The organism is Streptomyces sp. NPDC111516 (assembly GCF_055635345.1).
Genome location: NZ_JBVKBV010000019.1, coordinates 76,701 through 96,516 on the forward strand (window position 1 = coordinate 76,701; position 19,816 = coordinate 96,516).

Annotated in this window: 19 protein-coding genes; 12 read left to right on the top strand and 7 right to left on the bottom strand. The window is 70.6% G+C overall.

Annotated elements, in window-relative coordinates; genetic code table 11:
- The first annotated feature begins 177 nt into the window (after positions 1-177).
- Entirely contained in the window at positions 178-717 is a 540-nt protein-coding gene (locus tag ACZ7L9_RS28545) for an NADAR family protein (RefSeq protein ID WP_471419586.1), read from the top strand.
- A gap of 110 nt (positions 718-827) precedes the next feature.
- Here ACZ7L9_RS28545 and ACZ7L9_RS28550 read toward each other — a convergent pair whose 3' ends face one another.
- Positions 828-1,553 carry a DUF4190 domain-containing protein gene (locus ACZ7L9_RS28550; protein ID WP_471419588.1) on the bottom strand — a complete coding sequence of 242 codons (726 nt, stop codon included), beginning with the start codon at positions 1,551-1,553 and terminating at the stop codon, positions 828-830.
- Positions 1,554-1,683: 130 nt separating this feature from the next.
- Here ACZ7L9_RS28550 and ACZ7L9_RS28555 point away from each other — a divergent pair, with 130 nt between their 5' ends.
- From ACZ7L9_RS28555 to ACZ7L9_RS28580, 6 genes are all read left to right on the top strand, one after another.
- On the top strand, positions 1,684-2,718 hold the full coding sequence (locus ACZ7L9_RS28555) for an adenosine deaminase (RefSeq protein ID WP_471419590.1): 1,035 nt from the start codon (positions 1,684-1,686) through the stop codon (positions 2,716-2,718).
- 60 nt (positions 2,719-2,778) lie between these two features.
- On the top strand, positions 2,779-3,483 hold the full coding sequence (locus ACZ7L9_RS28560) for a glycerophosphodiester phosphodiesterase (RefSeq protein ID WP_471419592.1): 705 nt from the start codon (positions 2,779-2,781) through the stop codon (positions 3,481-3,483).
- 65 nt (positions 3,484-3,548) lie between these two features.
- On the top strand, positions 3,549-4,343 hold the full coding sequence (locus ACZ7L9_RS28565) for an SAM-dependent methyltransferase (protein ID WP_471419593.1): 795 nt from the start codon (positions 3,549-3,551) through the stop codon (positions 4,341-4,343).
- On the top strand, positions 4,331-5,539 hold the full coding sequence (locus tag ACZ7L9_RS28570; protein ID WP_471419595.1) for a sensor histidine kinase: 1,209 nt from the start codon (positions 4,331-4,333) through the stop codon (positions 5,537-5,539). Before ACZ7L9_RS28565 ends, ACZ7L9_RS28570 begins: the two co-directional genes overlap by 13 nt.
- Complete coding sequence (locus ACZ7L9_RS28575; protein ID WP_471419597.1) at positions 5,536-6,243, top strand: response regulator; 708 nt, start codon at positions 5,536-5,538, stop codon at positions 6,241-6,243. The genes ACZ7L9_RS28570 and ACZ7L9_RS28575 overlap by 4 nt, the downstream gene beginning before the upstream one ends.
- Before the next feature lie 113 nt (positions 6,244-6,356).
- Positions 6,357-7,565: a serine hydrolase domain-containing protein gene (locus ACZ7L9_RS28580; RefSeq protein WP_471419599.1), complete on the top strand. Its 1,209-nt coding sequence runs from the start codon at positions 6,357-6,359 to the stop codon at positions 7,563-7,565.
- 1 nt (position 7,566) lies between these two features.
- Here the strand turns inward: ACZ7L9_RS28580 and ACZ7L9_RS28585 are convergent, their stop codons facing one another.
- The 3 genes from ACZ7L9_RS28585 to ACZ7L9_RS28595 form a co-directional block, all read right to left on the bottom strand.
- Positions 7,567-8,109, bottom strand: coding sequence for a hypothetical protein (locus ACZ7L9_RS28585; RefSeq protein WP_471419601.1), 543 nt, complete (start codon positions 8,107-8,109; stop codon positions 7,567-7,569).
- Positions 8,110-8,173: 64 nt separating this feature from the next.
- Positions 8,174-9,337 (bottom strand): ABC transporter substrate-binding protein, encoded by a 1,164-nt coding sequence (locus ACZ7L9_RS28590; protein WP_471419602.1) that lies wholly within the window; start codon positions 9,335-9,337, stop codon positions 8,174-8,176.
- A gap of 194 nt (positions 9,338-9,531) precedes the next feature.
- A complete protein-coding gene (locus ACZ7L9_RS28595) occupies positions 9,532-10,971 on the bottom strand; it encodes a gamma-aminobutyraldehyde dehydrogenase (RefSeq protein ID WP_471419604.1) in 1,440 nt (479 codons plus the stop codon).
- Between the two features lie 178 nt (positions 10,972-11,149).
- Between ACZ7L9_RS28595 and ACZ7L9_RS28600 the strand changes: the two genes are divergently transcribed.
- The 5 genes from ACZ7L9_RS28600 to ACZ7L9_RS28620 all read left to right on the top strand — a co-directional run bounded on the left by ACZ7L9_RS28600 (position 11,150) and on the right by ACZ7L9_RS28620 (position 16,482).
- On the top strand, positions 11,150-11,641 hold the full coding sequence (locus ACZ7L9_RS28600; protein WP_250967353.1) for an Lrp/AsnC family transcriptional regulator: 492 nt from the start codon (positions 11,150-11,152) through the stop codon (positions 11,639-11,641).
- Positions 11,626-13,005, top strand: a complete 1,380-nt coding sequence (locus ACZ7L9_RS28605) for an aspartate aminotransferase family protein (RefSeq protein ID WP_384453604.1) — start codon at positions 11,626-11,628, stop codon at positions 13,003-13,005. Before ACZ7L9_RS28600 ends, ACZ7L9_RS28605 begins: the two co-directional genes overlap by 16 nt.
- 330 nt (positions 13,006-13,335) lie before the next feature.
- Positions 13,336-14,073 (top strand): ABC transporter ATP-binding protein, encoded by a 738-nt coding sequence (locus tag ACZ7L9_RS28610; RefSeq protein ID WP_471419607.1) that lies wholly within the window; start codon positions 13,336-13,338, stop codon positions 14,071-14,073.
- Positions 14,055-15,257 carry a hypothetical protein gene (locus ACZ7L9_RS28615; RefSeq protein ID WP_471419608.1) on the top strand — a complete coding sequence of 401 codons (1,203 nt, stop codon included), beginning with the start codon at positions 14,055-14,057 and terminating at the stop codon, positions 15,255-15,257. The genes ACZ7L9_RS28610 and ACZ7L9_RS28615 overlap by 19 nt, the downstream gene beginning before the upstream one ends.
- Before the next feature lie 55 nt (positions 15,258-15,312).
- Positions 15,313-16,482, top strand: coding sequence for an LOG family protein (locus ACZ7L9_RS28620; protein WP_471419610.1), 1,170 nt, complete (start codon positions 15,313-15,315; stop codon positions 16,480-16,482).
- A 17-nt stretch (positions 16,483-16,499) separates the two neighbouring features.
- Here the strand turns inward: ACZ7L9_RS28620 and ACZ7L9_RS28625 are convergent, their stop codons facing one another.
- From ACZ7L9_RS28625 to ACZ7L9_RS28635, 3 genes are all read right to left on the bottom strand, one after another.
- A complete protein-coding gene (locus tag ACZ7L9_RS28625; protein WP_471419612.1) occupies positions 16,500-16,952 on the bottom strand; it encodes an SRPBCC family protein in 453 nt (150 codons plus the stop codon).
- Between the two features lie 146 nt (positions 16,953-17,098).
- On the bottom strand, positions 17,099-18,124 hold the full coding sequence (locus ACZ7L9_RS28630) for an ABC transporter ATP-binding protein (protein ID WP_471419615.1): 1,026 nt from the start codon (positions 18,122-18,124) through the stop codon (positions 17,099-17,101).
- Between the two features lie 2 nt (positions 18,125-18,126).
- Positions 18,127-19,740 (bottom strand): ABC transporter permease, encoded by a 1,614-nt coding sequence (locus tag ACZ7L9_RS28635; protein WP_471419679.1) that lies wholly within the window; start codon positions 19,738-19,740, stop codon positions 18,127-18,129.
- Between the last annotated feature and the right edge of the window lie 76 nt (positions 19,741-19,816).

Sequence of the window (19,816 nt, forward strand, 5' to 3'; positions counted from 1 at the left end):
GCGTAGCTTCTGTTCGAATTAAGTGCCGATCCTGGCAGAGTAGGTCGACCCCAACAAGTGATTCCGTTGTTGCCTTTTGGTTACGCGACGGAATCTGTCGACCATGTGTCGCGTCGGTGCGGAATTCCCCGTACGGAGTGTCAGTGGCGGATGTCAGACTCGCGTGTCATGGAACACATGGACGTTCTCCTGGCGCGGACCCGGCGCGGCGAGAAGGTGAAGTACCTGCGCTTCTGGGGTCACCGCCCGCGACCCGACGGCCGCATCGGTGCGAGCTGCCTCAGTCAGTGGTGGCCGGCGCCGTTCACGGTCGACGGCGTGACGTACGCGTCGGCCGAGCACTGGATGATGGCCGCGAAGGCCCGGCTGTTCGGTGACGCGGAGGCACAGGAGCGGGCGGTGTCGGCGAAGGGCCCGGCCCAGGCGAAGAAGGTGGGCCGGCTGGTCCGCGGTTTCGACGAGGCGGTGTGGGAGCGCGAGCGGTACGCACTGGTGGTGTCCGGCAGCGTCCACAAGTTCGACCACCACCCGGAGCTGCAGGAGTTCCTGCTGAATACGGGGGACCGGGTCCTGGTCGAGGCGAGTCCCATGGACCGTGTCTGGGGCATCGGGCTGGCGGCGGACGACCCGCGCGCGGAGGATCCGGCGACCTGGCGGGGGCTGAATCTGCTGGGGTTCGCGCTGATGGACGCGCGGGCGGAACTGCGCGCGCGATGAGGCGGGCCGGACGCCCGATGGCCGGGTGGGCCGGAGTCCGGCCCACCCGGCCATCGGGTGGGATATGGCGCCGGTGCCCGCGGCGGTCGGGCACCGGCGTTCGACGTCCGCTATCGGCTGACGTCGACGACCAGAGATGTGGAGTACGGGTCATCGTTGTAGGTGTTGTCGTCGAACTCGTCGGCGTGGGCGACGAACAGCCAGATGAAGAAGCTGATGATCGCCACACCGATGACGATGCCGATGGACCCCAGGATGATCCCGGCGAGTGCCTGACCGTTGTTGTTGGCCTCGCCGCGCTGCACCCGCTTACGGCCCAGGATGCCGAAGATCAGGGCGAGTGCGCCCAGGATCAGGCTGGGTATGCCGTAGATGCAGAACAGGCAGACGGCCAGGATGCCGAGCACCATGGCTGCGACACCCATGCCGTTGGACGGCGTGGATCCGCCCCACGGTGCCTGGCCATAGGCGGAGTACCCCGGGTAGCCGCCGTACTGCGGGACAGGCGCGGCCGGGTAGCCGTACTGTCCCGCGGCCGGCGGGACCTGCTGGCCCGGTCCGTTCGGTGCGATCGGCGGCGGCGGTATCTCCGCGGTGCCGAACCCGGGACCGAAGCCGGCTCCGGCGCCCGGCGCCGGCCCGGTCTCGGCGCCGGGCCCCGTGGCGGGTGCGAGGCCGTCCCCGACCCCTGGCATCGAGGTCACGGTCGGCTGATCGTGCACAGCAGGCGACCGGGGATCGCCGGCCGGCTTCCCCAGCGGCACCCTGCTGTCCGGCGGAGCCCACGGATCGCGCGGCGCGCCCCCGCCCGCGGGCTGCTCTGTGTTGTCTGACATGGGCCTCCCCCATCGTGATCCCGTCATGCTACGGCCCGGCACCGCACGGCAGGACCCGGCCTACGATGATCCTCGCCCCCTGCCCGGCGGACCCGCCCGGCACCCCCGTCCCACACCACCGGAGAGTCCGATGCCCGATCTGCACCCCTTCATCGCGGGGCTGCCCAAGGCGGAACTGCATGTCCACCACGTCGGGTCCGCCTCGCCCCGTATCGTCGCCGAACTGGCCGCGCACCACCCCGACTCGAAGGTCCCCACCGACCCCGAGGCCCTGGCCGACTACTTCACCTTCACCGACTTCGGGCACTTCATCGACGTGTACCTCTCCGTCGTGGACCTGATCCGCACCCCGGAGGACGTCCGGCTGCTGACCTTCGAGGTCGCCCGTGACATGGCCCGGCAGAACATCCGGTACGCGGAGCTGACCATCACTCCGTTCAGCTCGACCCGGCGCGGCATCCCGGAGCAGGGGTTCATGGAGGCGATAGAGGACGCCCGCAAAGCCGCGGAGACCGAGCTCGGGGTCGTTCTGCGCTGGTGCTTCGACATTCCCGGCGAGGCCGGGCTCGAAGCGGCCGAGGAGACCACCCGGCTCGCCGTGGACCTGCGGCCCGAGGGACTCGTCTCGTTCGGGCTCGGCGGTCCGGAGATCGGCGTGGAGCGCCCGCAGTTCAAGCCCTACTTCGACCGCGCGATCGCCGAGGGCCTGCACTCCGTGCCGCACGCCGGGGAGACCACCGGACCGCAGACCGTCTGGGACGCGCTGACCCATCTGCGCGCCGAGCGCATAGGCCACGGCACCAGCTCCGTCCAGGACCCGGAGCTGCTGGCCCACCTCGCGGAGCACCGCATCCCGCTGGAGGTCTGCCCGACGTCGAACATCGCGACCCGCGCGGTGGCGGACATCGAGAAGCACCCGGTCAGGGAAATGGTGCAGGCGGGCGTCCTGGTCACCATCAACAGCGACGACCCGCCGATGTTCGGCACCGACCTCAACAACGAGTACGGGGTGGCCGCCCGTCTCCTCGGCCTGGACGAGCGGGGCCTCGCCGCGCTGGCGAAGAACGCGGTCGACGCGTCGTACCTCGACGCGGCCGGCAAGCGGGCGCTGGCCGCCGAGATCGACGCGTACACGACGGACTGGCTGGAGCGCACGGGCCGTTAGGGCCCGTCCGGCGGATCAGGGTCGGACAGGGCCCGACACCACGGCGGCGACAATGACCCCATGGCCACCACTGTCACCGCCGTCGCCCACCGCGGCGATCCGTACCGGGTCCGCGAGAACACGCTCCCCTCGATCCGCTCCGCGCTCGAACAGGGGGCGGACGCGGTCGAGATCGATGTGCGGGTCACCCGCGACGGCGTACCGGTCCTGCTGCACGACGCGACGCTGGACCGGCTGTGGGGCCATGACCTGCGTCTGGACCGGCTGACCCACCAGGAGCTCACCGCGCTGACCGGGGGCGGTGTGCCCACCCTGCGCGAGGCACTGCTTGCCGCCGGGGCGCACCGCGTCATGATCGATCTGCCCGGCTGCACGGACGGTTCGGTACGGAAGACGGTCGGCGTGGTGCGCGAGTGCGGGGCCGGTGAGCGGGTGTACTACTGCGCCGGCTCCGAGGCCATGCTGCGGGTACGGGCCGCCGACCCGTCCGCCGAGATCGCCCTGACCTGGACGACGCTCGCACCACCGCGCGCCGCGCTGCTCGACGCGGTGCGGCCGCGGTGGATGAACTACCGGTTCGGCCTGGTGGATCGGGAACTGACGGACCGGCTCCACCGGGACGGGCTGCTGGTCTCCGCCTGGACCGCGGACACCAAGCGCACCATGCGCCGCCTGGTCCGGCAGGGGGTGGACTCGATCACCACCAACCGGGTGGACGCCCTCCGCAGTATCCTGGCCAACTCCCCTTCCACCGGCTCCTCTTGATCGACCCGGCATCATGGACGGCGCCGCATCCGCCGTGATGCCCCCGGAGCCAGAGGAGCAGAGAAGTGACCGAAGCCACCCCTCTCGACGACCGCATCCGTTCCGACATCGCCCACAACGCGCGGGTCTGGAACCACTGGCTCGGCGGCAAGGACAACTACCCGGTGGACCGCGCGGTCGGCGACCAGGTCACCGGCATGTACCCGAGCATCGGTGAAGTGGCGCGCGCCGACCGGGCGTTCCTGGGACGGGCGGTCCGGTATCTGGCCGGTGACGCGGGGATCGGGCAGTTCCTGGACATCGGCACCGGACTGCCGACCGTCGGCAACACCCACGAGGTCGCCCAGCACACCGCCCCCGACTCCCGCGTCGTGTACGTCGACAACGACCCGATCGTGCTGGCGCACGCCCGGGCGCTGCTGACGAGTTCGCCGGAGGGCGCGACCGAGTACATCGACGCGGACGCCCGCCGCCCGGAGGAGATCCTGCGGGCTGTCGAGCCGACGCTGGACCTGAAGAAGCCGGTCGCCATCATGCTTCTCGGCGTCCTCAACTTCGTCCTCGACACGGCCGAGGCGCAGCGCATCGTGCGGACCCTCATGGACGCGATGCCGTCCGGCAGCCATCTGGTACTCACCCATCCCACGCTGGAGCTGGACGGTGAGGGCAACGAGGCGGCGATGCGGTTCTGGAACGAGAACGCCACCCCGCCGATCACCGCCCGCAGCCGTGCGGAGTTCACCACGTTCCTCGAAGGTCTGAAGCTTGTCGAGCCGGGCATCGTCTCGTGTGCCCACTGGCGCGCCGCGCCCGGTGCGGTGCAGGTCGCCCAGTTCGGCGCGGTCGCGTGGAAGCCGTAGTGGGCGTACGGGGGGTGTGGGCGCGCGCCCGGGGGCTGGGGAACGCCGGCTCCTGGGCGGCGGGCATCGGGGTGGCCCTGCTGGTTCAGGCCGCGGTGTCCGCGCCCTGGATCGTTCCCAGGGATCCCCGTCTGGAGCCGGCGACGGCAACGGCGTATCTGCTGACCACCCTCACTGTCGTGCCGCTCGTATGGCGACGCCGGGCGCCGGTGAGCGTACTCCTCGCCGTCTTCGCGACGCAGGCGCTGTACGAGCTCGCCATCGACGGTCCGGGACAGACTCTGCCTTACACGGGTCTGGTCGCCCTCTACACGGTGGCGGCGCTCGCGCCGTCGCCCAGGCGCCAGGTTTTCGGCGCCCTGACGCTCGCCCTGGTCTTCCCGTCGACCGCGTTCCATACGGGTGAGGTGCGCGAGCTGGTGTTCTCGCTCATCGTCTTCTCCGCCGCGTACGGCTTCGGCAGGCTCACCCACACCCGGCAGGCGTACACCCGGGCCGTGGAGGACCGGGCCCAGCAGCTGGAGCTGACGCACCGGATCGAGGCGGAGCAGGCCGCGGCCCGTGAACGAGCGCGGATCGCCCGGGAGATGCACGACATCCTCTCCCATGCGGTCAGCCTGATGGTCGTGCAGGCGGAGGCCGGTCCGGTGGCGATCCGTACGGCGCCGGAGCGCGCGGAGGCGGCGTTCGACGCCATCTCGGAGACGGGCCGGGACGCCATGGTGCAGCTCCGCCGGATGCTCGGCGTGCTGCGCGAGAGGGAGACGGACCACGAGTCGTCGCGCGAGCCCCAGCCCGCGCTGGCCGCGCTGACCGGGCTCGTCGAGCGGGTCCGCGGCAGCGGCCTGGAGGTCTCCTTCGAGATCACGGGCCCGGCCCGGCCGTTGGCGCTGGACACCGAGGCCGCGGTCTACCGGATCGTGCAGGAGGCCCTGACGAACGTGGTCAGGCACGCCGCCGCCCGGACGGTGTCCGTGCAACTGGTCCATGGCCCCGGCGAACTGGTCGTCCGCATCGTCGACGACGGGCGCGGCCCCGGCTCGGGGACCGGCGCCGGACTTGGCCTGGTGGGCATCGCCGAACGGGCGGCCGCCCACGGCGGAACGGCCCGCACCGGCCCCGGCCCGAACGATCGGGGGTTCCGGGTGGAGGTCACCCTGCCCCGAGTAACGTCCCGTGTGGAGGTGAGCAGTTGACGATTCGCGTAGTGGTGGCCGACGACCAGGAACTGGTACGCAGCGGCTTCGCGATGATCCTGGACGCTCAGCCGGACATCGAGGTCCTCGCTGAGGCCGGTGACGGTGCGCAGGCGGTCGAAGCGGTGCGCCGGCTGAAGCCCGAAGTCGCCCTGCTGGACATCCGGATGCCGCTCATGGACGGGATCGAGGCCTGCCGCACCATCAGCGCGGAGACCGGCTGCCGGACGGTCATACTCACCACGTTCGATTCCGACGAGTACGTCTACGAGGCGCTGCACGCGGGAGCGAGCGGCTTTCTGCTGAAGGATGTCCGCAGGGACGACCTGGTGCACGCGGTACGGGTGGTGGCGGCCGGCGACTCCCTGCTCGCCCCCTCGGTGGCCCGCCGGCTGATCGCCGACTACACCTCCCGCCCCGCCGCCGTCGCCTTCTCCTCCGAGCGGCTCGATGTGCTGACCGCCCGCGAGCGTGAGACGCTGCTGCATCTGGCCCGAGGTCTGTCGAACGCGGAGATCGCGGCGGCACTGGTCGTCAGCGAACACACGGTGAAGACCCATGTGGGCAATGTGCTCTCCAAACTGGGTCTGCGCGACCGCATCCAGGCAGTCATCTGCGCATACGAGACCGGTCTTGTCGCTCCCTCGCCGGAGGGAGCCGAAGAGCTCCTCTCCCCCGGACAGGTGAGAAGAACTCCCTCCTGAGAACCCCCGCTCCGGGGATCCGCCGGGGCCCGGCGCTCACCAGGATGGAATCCGACGACAGCGACGGCGCAACGACTGGGCCGTCTTGGATTCCATGCCCCGGAGGCACCACGATGAACGCCCGCACCCGCACCGTCCTCGCCGCCGCCCTGGTCCTCGGTATCGCGGCGGGCCCGGCCGCTGTGGCCCTGGCCGCAAGCACCCCGAAGCCCGCCGCCACGAGCAGCACCGCGGCAAAGACGCAGGCCTACGGCGCCCCGGACACGAAGGCGCTGGCCGCCGCCATCGCCGGGCTGCCGGGCGGCACCGCAACGGCCGCGCTGGTACGGGTCTCGGGGACCTCCGGTGCCTGGCGTGGCAGCTCCGGCGTCCACGATGAGAGGTCGCGCCGCCCGGCCGACCCGGATGCCCGGTTCCGGGCTGGTTCGGTGACCAAGGTCTTCACGGCGGCCACGGTGCTCCAGCTCGCCACCGAGAAGAGGCTCGACCTGGACCGGCCGGTGCGGGCCTATCTTCCGGAGCTGATCCCGGCGGCGTACAAGGAGGTCACCGTGCGCCAGTTGCTGAACCACACCAGCGGTCTGCCCTCCGCCGACCTGCCCGGCACGACCGTGGAGGAGTGGTACGAGAACCGCTTCCTGATCCACACCCCACGCGAGATGGTCGCCTCGGCGACGGCGAAGCGGGCGGAGTTCCCGGCCGGGGCGCGGCAGCACTACCTCAACATCAACTACACCGTGGCCGGGCTGCTGATCGAGAAGGTCACCGGCCACACGTACGAGAGCGAGGTCACCCGTCGCATACTCAAGCCGCTCGGTCTGCACGGCACTTCGTACCCCGGCACCGATCCCCGCATCCACGGCCCGCACAACCACGGCTACCAGACGATGAGGCTCGACGACGGCACGACCGGACTGCGCGATGTCAGCGTCTGGGGTGCGACCGACGGCTGGGCGGCGGGCGACATCATCTCCACCACCGCCGATCTGGAGCGGTTCACCGAGGCACTGTTCCTCGGCCGGGTGGTGCGCGGGCCGTTGCTGGAAGAGATGTTCACGCTGCCCGGCCCCTCGGTCCGTGACTACGAGTCCGGCGCGCCCGCGGCGTACAGCGTGGGCCTGACCTCGTGGCGGCTGGGCGGCCACCGGGTGTGGGGCAAGACCGGTGGCCGCTGGGGTTACAACGCCGGGATCGGGGGCACCCGCGATCTCTCCCGGACCCTCGTCTACAGCGTGAATTCCACGGACGCGAAGGGGCAGGGCACCAACGACGTCGTGATGGGCCTGATCGTCAGCGCCTTCGGGGCCCCGACGCGGGAGTGACTCAGAGCGCCGTCGCAGCGGACACCGGATCCAGCGACTGTTCCTGCGACAGCGCCTCCAGCTGCTTGATCATGCGGCGTACGACGAGCAGCGAAATCACCCCAAAGACCCCGAACGACATGTCGATGACCGACCACCAGAAGGGGATGTCCCGGATCGGTCCGCAGATCAGGGCGAGCGGGATGATCCCGGCGCAGGCGATCATGCCGAACTCGATGACCCAGATGTTGCGGACCGGGTCGCGGTAGGGGCCGTAGAAGGCGACCGCAATGACGAGGTGCGCGAAGGCCAGCCAGTCGGTGCCGTACAGCACGAAGGGATACGTCGCGTTGGCCTCGTCGAGACCGGTGCGGACCTTGGTGATCCACTCCATCAGGGCCGGGAAGTGCTCGGGCACGGGAGAGGCCGAGGACCTCAACAGGTCCTCGGCCCAGTGGAGTTCGTGGACGAGTGGGAAGGCGGTCAGCCCGCTCAGCACCAGACAGACGACAAAGACGGCCAACCACACGCGGATGCGCCTCAGCAGGGCTCTTCGCTCGCTCATGTCCGCAGCGTACGCCCGCGTTTACCGGCCTTTTACGCGGCCCCGGCCGGACTCACGAGCCGGCTCACAGGCCGACGATGGAGTTCCACTTCTTCGCGAACTCGGTGCGCTCCTCGGACGTGATGTCCCGTGCGATGGCCAGCCGTTTGCGCATCGCGTCGTCGGGGAAGATCAGCGGGTCCTCGGCGAGCGCCGCGCTCTCCTCGTCCTTGGAGGAGGCCAGCACCTCGCGGGCGGCCGGGACGGGGCAGACGTAGTTGACCCAGGTCGCGAGCTCGGCGGCGACCTCGGGCTCGTAGTAGTAGTCGATCAGTTTCTCGGCGTTGCGCTTGTGCTGGGCGAGGTTGGGGATCATCATCGACTCCGCCCAGAGTTCGGCGCCCTCCTCGGGTACGACGAACTCGATCTCCGGGTTGTCCGCCTGGAGCTGGATGACGTCGCCGGAGTAGGCCTGGCAGGCGAGTACGTCTCCCGTCGACAGGTCCTTGATGTAGTCGTTGCCGGTGAAGCGGCGGATGTGCTTCGTCTTCACCAACTTCTCGACCTGGTCGCATATCTCGTAGAAGTCGTCCCGCTTCCAGCGGGTGATGTCGACGCCGTTGCCCTGCATCAGCAGCGCGAAGGACTCGTCGAGCCCGGACAGCAGCGTCACCTTGCCGCGCAGGTCGCTCGCCCACAGGTCGCTCAGGTGCTTGATCTCACGGCCGAGCTTCTTGCGGTTGTACGCGATGCCGGTGATGCCGGACTGCCAGGGGACGCTGTGCATCCGGTCCTTGTCGAAGGCCGGTGACCGCAGTTGCGGGTCGAGGTACTTGGCGACGTTGGGCTGCTTGGCGCGGTCCATCTCCTGCACCCAGCCGAGCCGGACGAACCGGGCGGCCATCCAGTCGCTGATGACGATCAGGTCCCGGCCGGTCTGCTGGTGGTTCATCAGGGCGGGGCTGATCTTCCCGAAGAACTCGTCGTTGTCGTTGATCTCCTCGGTGTACGTGACGGAGATCCCGGTCCGCTTGCTGAACGCGTCGAGGGTGGGGCGCTTCGACGTGTTCTTGTCGTCGGTGTCGATGTAGAGCGGCCAGTTCGCGAAGTGCAGGGAGTGGTCGCTCGCGGAGGTGTCCCGTCCGGCGCGGTCACCTGGCTGCACATAGGCGGCAGGCACTCCGCAGCCGGCCAGCGTGACTCCGGCCGCTCCGGCCCCGAAGGCGCGCAGCAGGGACCGGCGGGACATGGGGTTCATCGGGGTTGCTCGCACCTGGGCAGGATGCCGGTCGGGAGGCGTGTGGGCAATGGACCAACCGTCCAGCGCCGCCCCCTCCGTCCGCACATCCTGTCGATGCCCCGAGGGGGTACGGGGGTATGGAAACAGCCCCGGACCGAAGCCCGGGGCCGTTTGCCGCCGGTGTCGCCGCTGCTGCGAAGGTGTCAGTCGTCGAGCGAGGTCATGACGTGCTTGATCCGGGTGTAGTCCTCGAAGCCGTACGCGGAAAGGTCCTTGCCGTAGCCGGACTTCTTGAATCCGCCGTGCGGCATCTCGGCGACGAGCGGAATGTGGGTGTTGATCCACACGCAGCCGAAGTCGAGGTTCTTGGACATCCGCATGGCGCGGGCGTGGTCCTTGGTCCATACCGAGGAGGCCAGGGCGTACTCGACGCCGTTGGCGTACGCGACGGCCTGGGCCTCGTCGGTGAACTTCTGGACGGTGATGACCGGGCCGAAGACCTCGTTCTGGACGATCTCGTCGTCCTGCTGAAGGCCGGAGACGACGGTCGGGGCGTAGAAGTAGCCCTTCTCGCCGACCCGGTGGCCGCCCGCCTCGACCTTGGCGTGGGCGGGGAGGCGGTCGATGAAGCCGCTGACCTGCTTCAACTGGTTGGCGTTGTTGAGCGGGCCGTAAAGCACGTCCTCGTCGTCCGGCTGCCCGGTCTTCGTGTCGGCGGCGGCCTTGGCGAGGGCGGTGACGAACTCGTCGTGGATGGACTCGTGGACCAGGACGCGGGTCGCGGCCGTGCAGTCCTGACCCGCGTTGAAGAAGCCCGCGACGGAGATGCCCTCGACGGCCTTGGCGATGTCGGTGTCCTCGAACACGACGACCGGGGCCTTGCCGCCGAGCTCCAGGTGGACCCGCTTGACGTCCTTGGCGGCGGACTCGGCGACCTGCATGCCGGCCCGTACCGAACCGGTGATGGACGCCATCGCCGGGGTCGAGTGCTCGACCATCGCGCGGCCGGTGTCGCGGTCGCCGCAGATGACGTTGAAGACGCCCTTGGGGAGGATCTGACCGATGATCTCGGCGATCAGCACGGTCGACGCCGGGGTGGTGTCGGACGGCTTGATCACGACGGTGTTTCCGGCGGCGAGCGCCGGGGCGAACTTCCACACCGCCATCATCATCGGGTAGTTCCACGGCGCGACCTGGGCACAGACGCCGACCGGCTCGCGCCGGACGATGGAGGTGAGGCCCTCCATGTACTCGCCTGCCGAGCGGCCTTCGAGAAGTCGTGCGGCGCCCGCGAAGAAGCGGATCTGGTCCACCATCGGCGGGATCTCTTCGGTACGGGTGAGCTCGATCGGCTTGCCCGTGTTCTCCGACTCGGCGGCGATGAGGTCCTCGGCGCGCTCCTCGAAGGCGTCCGCGATCTTCAGCAGGGCCTTCTGGCGCTCGGCGGGCGTGGCATCGCGCCAGGCGGGGAAAGCGGCCGCGGCGGCTTCCATCGCGGCATCGACATCGGCCTGGCCGGAGAGCGGCGAGGTCGCGTAGACCTCTTCCGTCGCCGGGTTGACCACGTCGATGGTCCGCCCGTCAGCGGCGTCCCGGAACTCTCCGTTGATGTAGTTGCGCAGACGGCGCACCTCGGTGGTCACAACCACCCCTCCTGTCGACACGTCCAGTGGATGAGATGCCCAGCCTAGTCGCTCAGGTGTCGCTTTCGACATGCCCAACCGCCGCCAACTTCGGATTCAGTGAGATCTAGACCATCAGACAACGAATTTCATCGATCTGGGGTTGCCAGACAGACGAGTCCCAGTGCAGAGTGGATGCGTGGCCAGTCGCAGCGCAGACTCCAGGACCGGGAGCGGATCGTCCCCAGCGGTCGATGCCGTGTCCCTCGCAATCATCGAGCAGCTCCAGGAGGACGGGCGTCGTCCGTACGCCGCGATCGGCAAGGCCGTCGGCCTCTCCGAGGCGGCCGTACGACAGCGTGTTCAGAAGCTGCTCGACCAGGGCGTGATGCAGATCGTCGCCGTCACGGACCCGCTCACCGTGGGCTTCCGGCGGCAGGCGATGGTCGGGATCAATGTCGAGGGAGACCTCGACCCCGTCGCGGAGGCCCTGTCGGCCATGGCCGAGTGCGAGTACGTGGTGATGACCGCGGGCTCCTTCGACCTGATGGTGGAGATCGTCTGCGAGGACGACGACCACCTGCTGGAAACGATCAACAAACGCATCCGGGCCATCCCCGGCGTGCGCTCCACCGAGAGCTTTGTGTACCTGAAGCTCAAGAAGCAGACCTATATGTGGGGAACCCGATAGCCGTGAGCAAGGACCTCAGCCGAACCGCGTACGACCACCTGTGGATGCATTTCACCCGCATGTCGGACTACGAGAACGCGCCCGTTCCCACCATCGTGCGTGGCGAGGGCACCTACATCTACGACGACCAGGGCAAGCGCTACCTCGACGGCCTCTCCGGCCTGTTCGTGGTCAACGCCGGTCACGGCCGGCACGAGCTCGCCGAGGCGGCGTACAAGCAGGGCCAGGAGCTCGCCTTCTTCCCAGTGTGGTCCTACGCCCACCCGAAGGCCGTCGAGCTGGCCGAGCGGCTCGCCGACTACGCGCCGGGCGACCTCAACAAGGTCTTCTTCACCACCGGTGGCGGCGAGGCCGTCGAGACCGCCTGGAAGCTGGCCAAGCAGTACTTCAAGCTCCAGGGCAAGCCGACCAAGTACAAGGTCATCTCTCGTGCGGTCGCCTACCACGGCACCCCGCAGGGCGCCCTGTCGATCACCGGTCTGCCGGCCCTGAAGGCTCCCTTCGAGCCGCTGGTTCCCGGCGCGCACAAGGTGCCGAACACCAACATCTACCGCGCCCCGATCCACGGCGACGACCCGGAGGCCTTCGGCCGCTGGGCCGCCGACCAGATCGAGCAGGAGATCCTCTTCGAGGGCCCGGAGACCGTCGCCGCGGTCTTCCTGGAGCCGGTGCAGAACGCCGGTGGCTGCTTCCCGCCGCCGCCCGGATACTTCCAGCGCGTGCGCGAGATCTGCGACAAGTACGACGTGCTGCTCGTCTCCGACGAGGTCATCTGCGCCTTCGGCCGTCTCGGCACGATGTTCGCCTGCGACAAGTTCGGCTACGTGCCGGACATGATCACCTGCGCCAAGGGCATGACCTCGGGCTACTCCCCGATCGGTGCCTGCATCGTCTCGGACCGCATCGCCGCGCCGTTCTACGAGGGCGACAACACCTTCCTGCACGGCTACACCTTCGGTGGCCACCCGGTCTCCGCGGCGGTCGGCCTCGCCAACCTCGACATCTTCGAGCGCGAGGGCCTCAACCAGCACGTCCTGGACAACGAGAACGCCTTCTTCACGACGCTGCAGAAGCTGCTCGACCTGCCGATCGTCGGCGACGTCCGCGGCAATGGCTTCTTCTACGGCATCGAGCTGGTGAAGGACAAGGCCACCAAGGAGACCTTCACCGACGAGGAGACCGAGCGCGTCCTGTACGGGTTCCTCTCCAAGGCGCTGTACGACAACGGCCTGTACTGCCGGGCCGACGACCGCGGCGACCCGGTCGTCCAGCTCGCGCCGCCGCTGGTCTCCGACCAGTCGACGTTCGACGAGATCGAGGGAATTCTGCGGACCGTCCTCACCGAGGCGTGGACCAAGCTCTGACAGCGGTCCGACCGGCAGGCCGACCACGGATCGGCCTGCCGGTCGCCCCTGTCCGCCGGCCCGGCGGGCCGGGTTCCGTCCTGCGTTGATCCACCGGACGGAACCCGCGGCTTGACTCTCGCTTGACCACCACATGACCGGCTCTCAGCGGTCATTTCATACGGTCCACACGGCCCGGATGCCCCCATTCGAGTGGGAAGGGGTGCACCCGGGCCGTGTGCTGTGCCCACACCACGGTTCGAATCCTTACGGTGCCGAGTGACCGATCGGCACCCTCTTCGTTCCCCCGTACGGGGGACGGGAATTTCGATCTGAACCGAGGTGTACGCCATGGTGGCCCCGCCGGACAACGACGTGATCTGGGCGCGTTCCCTGCAGCACTCCCACAACGGCTCACCCGCCCTCGGCGGCGTCTCCGTGGGCGTCCACGACGGCGAGATCCTCGCCGTGACCGGCCCCCGGGGCAGCGGCAAGACGACGCTGCTGCACTGCCTGTCCGGTCAACTGGTGCCCCAGCAGGGCGAGGTGTGGTTCAACAGCGTCCCCGTCCACACCATGGGCCCCCGGCTGCGCGAACGGCTGCGCCGCGACAGGTTCGGCTGGATCGCCCCCGAACCTCAGCTCGTACCGGAGCTGAACGCCTGGGAGAACGTGGCTCTGCCGCTGCTGCTGCGCGGCGCCTCGCACCGGGAGGCGAAGAAGGCCGGCCTGGAGTGGCTGGACCGGCTCGACATCGGCGCGTGTGCCAAGAAGCGACCGCAAACGCTGCCCCAGGGGCAGCGCCAGAGGATCGCCGTGGCCCGCGCACTGGCCGCCTCACCTGCGGTGATCTTCGCCGACGAGCCGACCGCGACCCTGCACCGCAACGACCGGGCGCATGTGCTGCGCACGCTCACCAGCGCGGCGCGTTCGCACGGCATCACCGTCGTGCTGGCCACCCATGACCCGGAGGTCGCCGCCCTCGCCGACCGTACGGTCCCGATGCTCGACGGCCGCCGCGTCGCCACCGTCGCGCTGCCCGCCGTATCCGATGCGGAGGGCCGCGCGGCGTGCTCGCTCTCCGTCTAGCCCGGGGTTCCCATCCGCTGGTCCTGATGCGGCGGCTGCTGGTCGCGGCCGCATCCGCCGGGGTCGGCTTCCTGCTGCTGTGCGCCCTGGGCTACGCGTCCGGACACCCGGCGCACTCCACCGGGGCCGTGCTGCGCCTGCTGTGGTGCTTCGTGCCGCTCGCCGCCACCGTGCAGTTCGCGGTCGCGGTGGCCCGTACGGACCCGAGCACCCGGCCGCGTTCCGGACTGTCCGCCGTGGGCCTCGGGCCGGTGAAGCTCACGGTGCTCGCCGCGGTCTCCACCGCCGTCTCCTGCACCCTCGGGTCAATGGTGGCCCTGCTGTTCTTCCTCCATCTGCGCGGAGACCTGGCCGGGCTGCCGTTCGACGGTGCGGCGGCCGGGCTGCTCGACGCGGACGCCCCGCTGCCGCTCGCGGCGGCGCTCGTGCTGCTGTCCGTGGTCCCGGTGTCCGCGGCGACGGCGAGCGCGCTGGCGCTGCGCACCCGGCCGGCCTCGACGGCGTCCGGGGCCTCGACGGCGGTCGGGGACGACGCCTCTGTGGACGCTCTGCCGGAAGACCCTCCGCCCGCACCGGCGGCGCCCCCGACGGGGCTGCCGTGGGGGGTGGCGCTGACCGCGGTCGGCCTCGCCGTGGAGGCGTACATGAGCGACGGCGACGGGCGCAGCCTGCTCCCGCTCCCCGGCAGGCTCGATGCCACCCCGGCCGGAGTGCTGGCGGGCTGGACGCTGACGGCGATCGGCCTGGCCATGGCGGGACCCGGCCTGGCGTATGTGTGCGGGCGGCTGCTGCAGGCGGTGCGCCCCGGCGCCGTACGCCTGCTGGCCGGCCGGGTGCTGATGAACGAGGCCCGCCGGATCGGTGGGCCGCTCGGTGTGGTCTGCGCGGCGCTCTCCGCGGTGGCCGCCGCCTACGCGCTGTACGGGACGGGGCAGCGCCCCTTCGGCCCGCTCACGGAACTGGGCGCGGTGCTCGTCCTCGGCTGCACGACTGCGACGCTGCTGACCTCGGCGCTGGAGGCCCGGCAGGACCGCACCCGGACGACGCAGGCGCTGCTGAGGCTCGGCGCCCCCGCCTCGGCGCTCCGGGCCGCGACGGCGTTGCGCGCAGCCGCGCTCCTGATCGTCTTCGCCCCGCTGACCTGGCTGATCGCCCAGCTGGCGGCGCTGCCGCTGACGGCCTGAGGTCGCCGCCTCCCGACGGCGCCCGCGTACCTCGGCCGCTACGTAGCATGACACCGTGGAGAACCCGGACGAGAGCAGACCCGTACCCGGCCCGTCGGGACCGTCGGGACCGTCCGGTCCGGAAATCGAGTCGCTCGCCGCATTCGATTCGGCGGTCGCCGCCGGAACGCTGGCCGGACAGCGGGTCCAGGCCGTCGACCTCACGGACCGCAGCGCCGCTCTACTGGCCGCCGACACGTCCGGCACGGTCTTCCTCGGCTGCCGGATGGCGTCCGAAGCGGCGGCAAAGGTCCGGTCCGACGGCGCGATCGTCTTCCCGCCGGTGCCCGGGCTGCCCTTCGATCCGTACCGGGGCCTGCTCTACTCCCCCGACGCGCTCTACGAAGGACTGACCGACGGCGGCTACGCGGCGACGCCCGATGCCCGCGCGTACCGCTGGTTCCAGGAGACCCGGGCGAGCGGCGACGCCTTCGCGTCGATGCTGCGCGCGCTCCACGACGACGCGGTCTCCGACGCGCTGGACGAACACCTCGTCGGCGCCCGCGTCGTCGGGGTGATGGGCGGCCACACCACCGCTCGCGGCAGCGCGCGGTACGCGGCGGCGGCCCGGCTGGGCCGGACGCTGGCCCGGGGCGGCCTGACCGTGGCGACCGGCGGCGGACCGGGTGCGATGGAGGCCGCGAACCTCGGGGCATACGCGGCGCCGCACTCCGATCCCATGCTGGACAAGGCCTGCGGGATGCTGGCCGCGACCCCCTCGTTCCTCCCTTCGGTCACCGCGTGGGCGCTGGCCGCCTTCGCCGTACGGGAGCGCTGGCCGGGCGGCGGCGGCTCGGTGTCGATCCCCACCTGGTTCTACGGACACGAGCCGCCGAACCCGTTCGCCGACCACATCGCCAAGTACTTCGCCAACGCCCTGCGCGAGGACGGACTGCTTGCCCGCTCCACGGCGGGCGTGATCTTCCTGCCGGGCGCGGCCGGCACCGTACAGGAGATCTTCGACAACGCGACGCCCAACTATTACGGCTCGCGCGGCGGACCGACCCCGATGGTGCTGGTCGGCCGCACGCACTGGGCGCGGGAGCTGCCCGCCTGGCCGCTGCTGCGCGCGCTGGCCGACGGCCGGACGATGAGGTCCCGTATCGCGCTCGTCGACACGGTGGACGAGGCGCCCGAGGCGCTCGCCCGGTTGTCGGCGGACCCGTGGCCACGAGCCGACCGGTGACCGGAACCGGGTCGGATTCAGCGGGAAGCCAGACGGGCCACCAGAGCGTCGAAGAAGGCCTCCCAGCCGTCCTCGGCCGCCGCGTACTGCTCGGCCGTGAGGTTGCCGCCGCGCTGTGTGAAGACCATTTCGGTGGTCTTGGCGCCGCGGTCGGTGAACGTGACGGTGACGGTCTCGCCCTCGATGTCGGCGGGCGCAGTGGCATCCTTCAGCGTGAACACCAGCCGCTCGGGCGCGACCACCTCGCGGTAGACCCCGTGGAACGGCATCTCGGTGCCCGGCACCACGATGACCAGGCTCCAGGCGCCGCCCGGCCTGACGTCCATCGAGACCCGGTCGAGCGGAACCTCGGCGTCCCCGCCGTACCAGGCGGCGAAGTGCTCGGGGGTCGTCCACGCCTCGAAGACGCGTTCTCGCGGGGCGTCGAGGACGCGGGTGATGTCGATGCCCTCGCGTGCTGAACCGGTCATTGTTCCCGTCCTTCGATGAGTCGTTCCGGACCTTCCTCGTGTCCCCTCCAGCTTGCACGGACACCACGGGAAACGGCGGCCGGGGCCGGCGGACGCGGCTCGGCCGGTCCAGTGAGCGCGGCCACCGCCGGGCCTCGTGAGTCCGGTCAGAAGGCAGCGGGCAGGACGACGGTCTCCGTCGCGTCGAAGCCGACCCCGACCGCCGCGCCCTCCTCCGGCGCGTCCCGCAGCGGGCACTCCGCCTCCAGCACCGGACCGCCCTCCGGCATCAGCTGTACGGCGACGTGGTTGCCCCGGAACGTACGCGTCCCGACCGAGCAGCGCAGCCCGTCGTCCGGGGCACCGATCCGGACCCCGGCCGGGCGCACCAGCAGATCGCACGCCCCCTGCGGCGAACCCTCGGGCACCGGCACCGTGCCCCACACCGTGTCGGCGGCCGTACCCGTCACCGTCGCCTCCACCACGTTGTCGAAGCCGAGGAACCGGGCGACGAAGGCGGAGGCGGGCCGCTGCCAGACCTCCAGCGGGGTGCCCACCTGGGCGATCCGCCCGTCGCGCATCACCACCACCCGGTCGGCGAGGGCGAACGCCTCACCCTGGTCGTGGGTGACGGCGAGCACCGTCGTACCCAACCGCCCGAAGAGCGTGCGCAGTTCGACGACGAGCCGTTCACGCAGGCCGCGGTCGAGCTGGCCGAGCGGCTCGTCCAGCATCAGCAGCTTGGGGCGCGGAGCGAGCGCCCGCGCGAGGGCGACACGCTGCTGCTCACCGCCGGACAGCGCGGCGACGGCCCGCCGTTCGGCACCGGGCAGGCCCACCAGGTCGAGGAGTTCGCCGACCCGGTGCTCCTGATCGCGCCGCGACACCCCGCGCATCCGCAGCCCGAAGGCGACGTTGGCACCGACATCCCGGTGCGGGAACAGCTGGTGGTCCTGGAACATCAGGCCGAGACCGCGCCGGTGCACCGGCACCCCCGCCTGGTCCGCGCCGTCCAGCAGCACCCGGCCGCCGTCCGGCGGATGCAGTCCGGCGACCACCCGCAGCAGCGTCGACTTGCCACTGCCGCTCGGCCCCAGCACGCACACGATCTCGTGCTCGGCGACCTCCAGATCCACCCGGTCGAGCGCGGCTCGCTCGCCGAAGCGGACCGTGGCCGATTCCAGTGTCAGCATCTCTAGAACTCCCCGGACCGGTCCGTGCGAATACGTTCGAGCAGCAGCAGCGACACCGCACAGACCACCATCAGAAGGGTGCTGAGGGCCATCGCCTGGCCGTAGTTGAGCTCCCCGGCCCGCCCCAGCAGCCGGGCCACGGCGACCGGCAGCGTCGGGCGGTCGGGCCGCGCGATGAACACCGTCGCGCCGAACTCACCGAGCGACACCGCGAACGCGAAGCCGGCCGCGACCAGCAACGCCCGTCGTACCAGTGGCAGATCGACCTCCCGCCAGGCCCGCAGGGGTGACGCGCCGAGCACCGCGGCCGCCTCCCTCAGCCGGCCGTCCACCGCGCGCAGGACCGGCAGCATGGTCCGTACGACGAAGGGCACACCGACCAGCGCCTGGGCGAGCGGCACCAGGATCCACGAAGTCCGCAGATCCAGCGGGGGCTTGTCCAGGGTGATCAGGAAACCGAAGCCCACGGTGACCGCGGACACCCCGAGCGGCAGCATCAGCAAGGCGTCGAAGCCGCGCACGAGCCGGCCCGTGCGCCGGGTCAGCGCCGCGGCGGCGAGCCCGCCGACGACCAGCGCGATGGCCGTTGCGACCAGTGCGTACTGAGTCGAGTTCCAGACCGCTTCGAGCGGCGCGACCAGGAACGTACCGCCGCCCGCGTCCACGGACCCCAGGGCACGGTAGTAGTCGAGGCCGTGGCCGCCGGGCGTGGCCAGCGAGCGCTCCACCAGCACCCCGAGCGGCAGCAGGATCAGCACCAGCACGGACAGCAGCACCCCGCAGAGCAGCGCCCACTGCCCGGCGCCGCGCGGCCTGCGGGCGGTCTGTGCGGGGTCGACCAGTTTCAGCGCGGTCTCCCTGCGCCGTACGGTCCGCGCGTGCACGGCGAGGATCACGCCGACCGCGGCGAACTGCACCAGCGTCAGCACGGCGGCCGTCGGCAGCGCGAGCAGCTGGGCGGTCTGCCGGTAGATCTCCACCTCCAGCGTGGCGTATCCCGGACCGCCGAGGATCTGGACGACGCCGAAGGAGGTGAAGGTGAAGAGAAAGACCATCAACGCGGCGGCGGCCACGGCGGGTGCGAGGGCCGGCAGGGTGACCCGCCGCCAGGCGGCGAACCGCCCGGCGCCCAGCACCCGGGCGGCCTCCTCCTGCCGCGGGTCGAGCTGTGACCACAGCCCGCCCACGGTCCGTACGACCACCGCGTAGTTGAAGAAGACATGGGCGAGCAGAATCGCCCAGACGGTGGTGTCGAGCCGTACGCCCCAGAGCTCGTCCGTGAACCCGCCGCGCCCCACCAGCGCCAGGAAGGCCGTCCCGACGACGACGGTCGGCAGGACGAACGGCACGGTGACGACCGCCCGCAGCAGCTGTTTGCCGGGGAAGTCGAAGCGGGCGAAGACGTAGGCGCCGGGCAGCGCGATCAGCAGGGTCAGCGCGGTCGAGGCGAGCGCCTGCCAGGTGGTGAACCAAAGGACATCGCGGATGTCCGGCCGGGCCAGCACTTCGCCGATCCGGCCGAACTGCCAGACGCCGTCCGCTGTCAGGCCGCGGCCGACGATCGCGGTGACCGGATAGGCGAAGAACAGCGCGAAGAACGCGACGGGCACGGCCATCAGGCCGAGCCGCACCGCGCTCCCGCGCCACTCCTTCGCTCGCACGACGTCCGCGGGCCCGGAGCGGCCGTGCGGC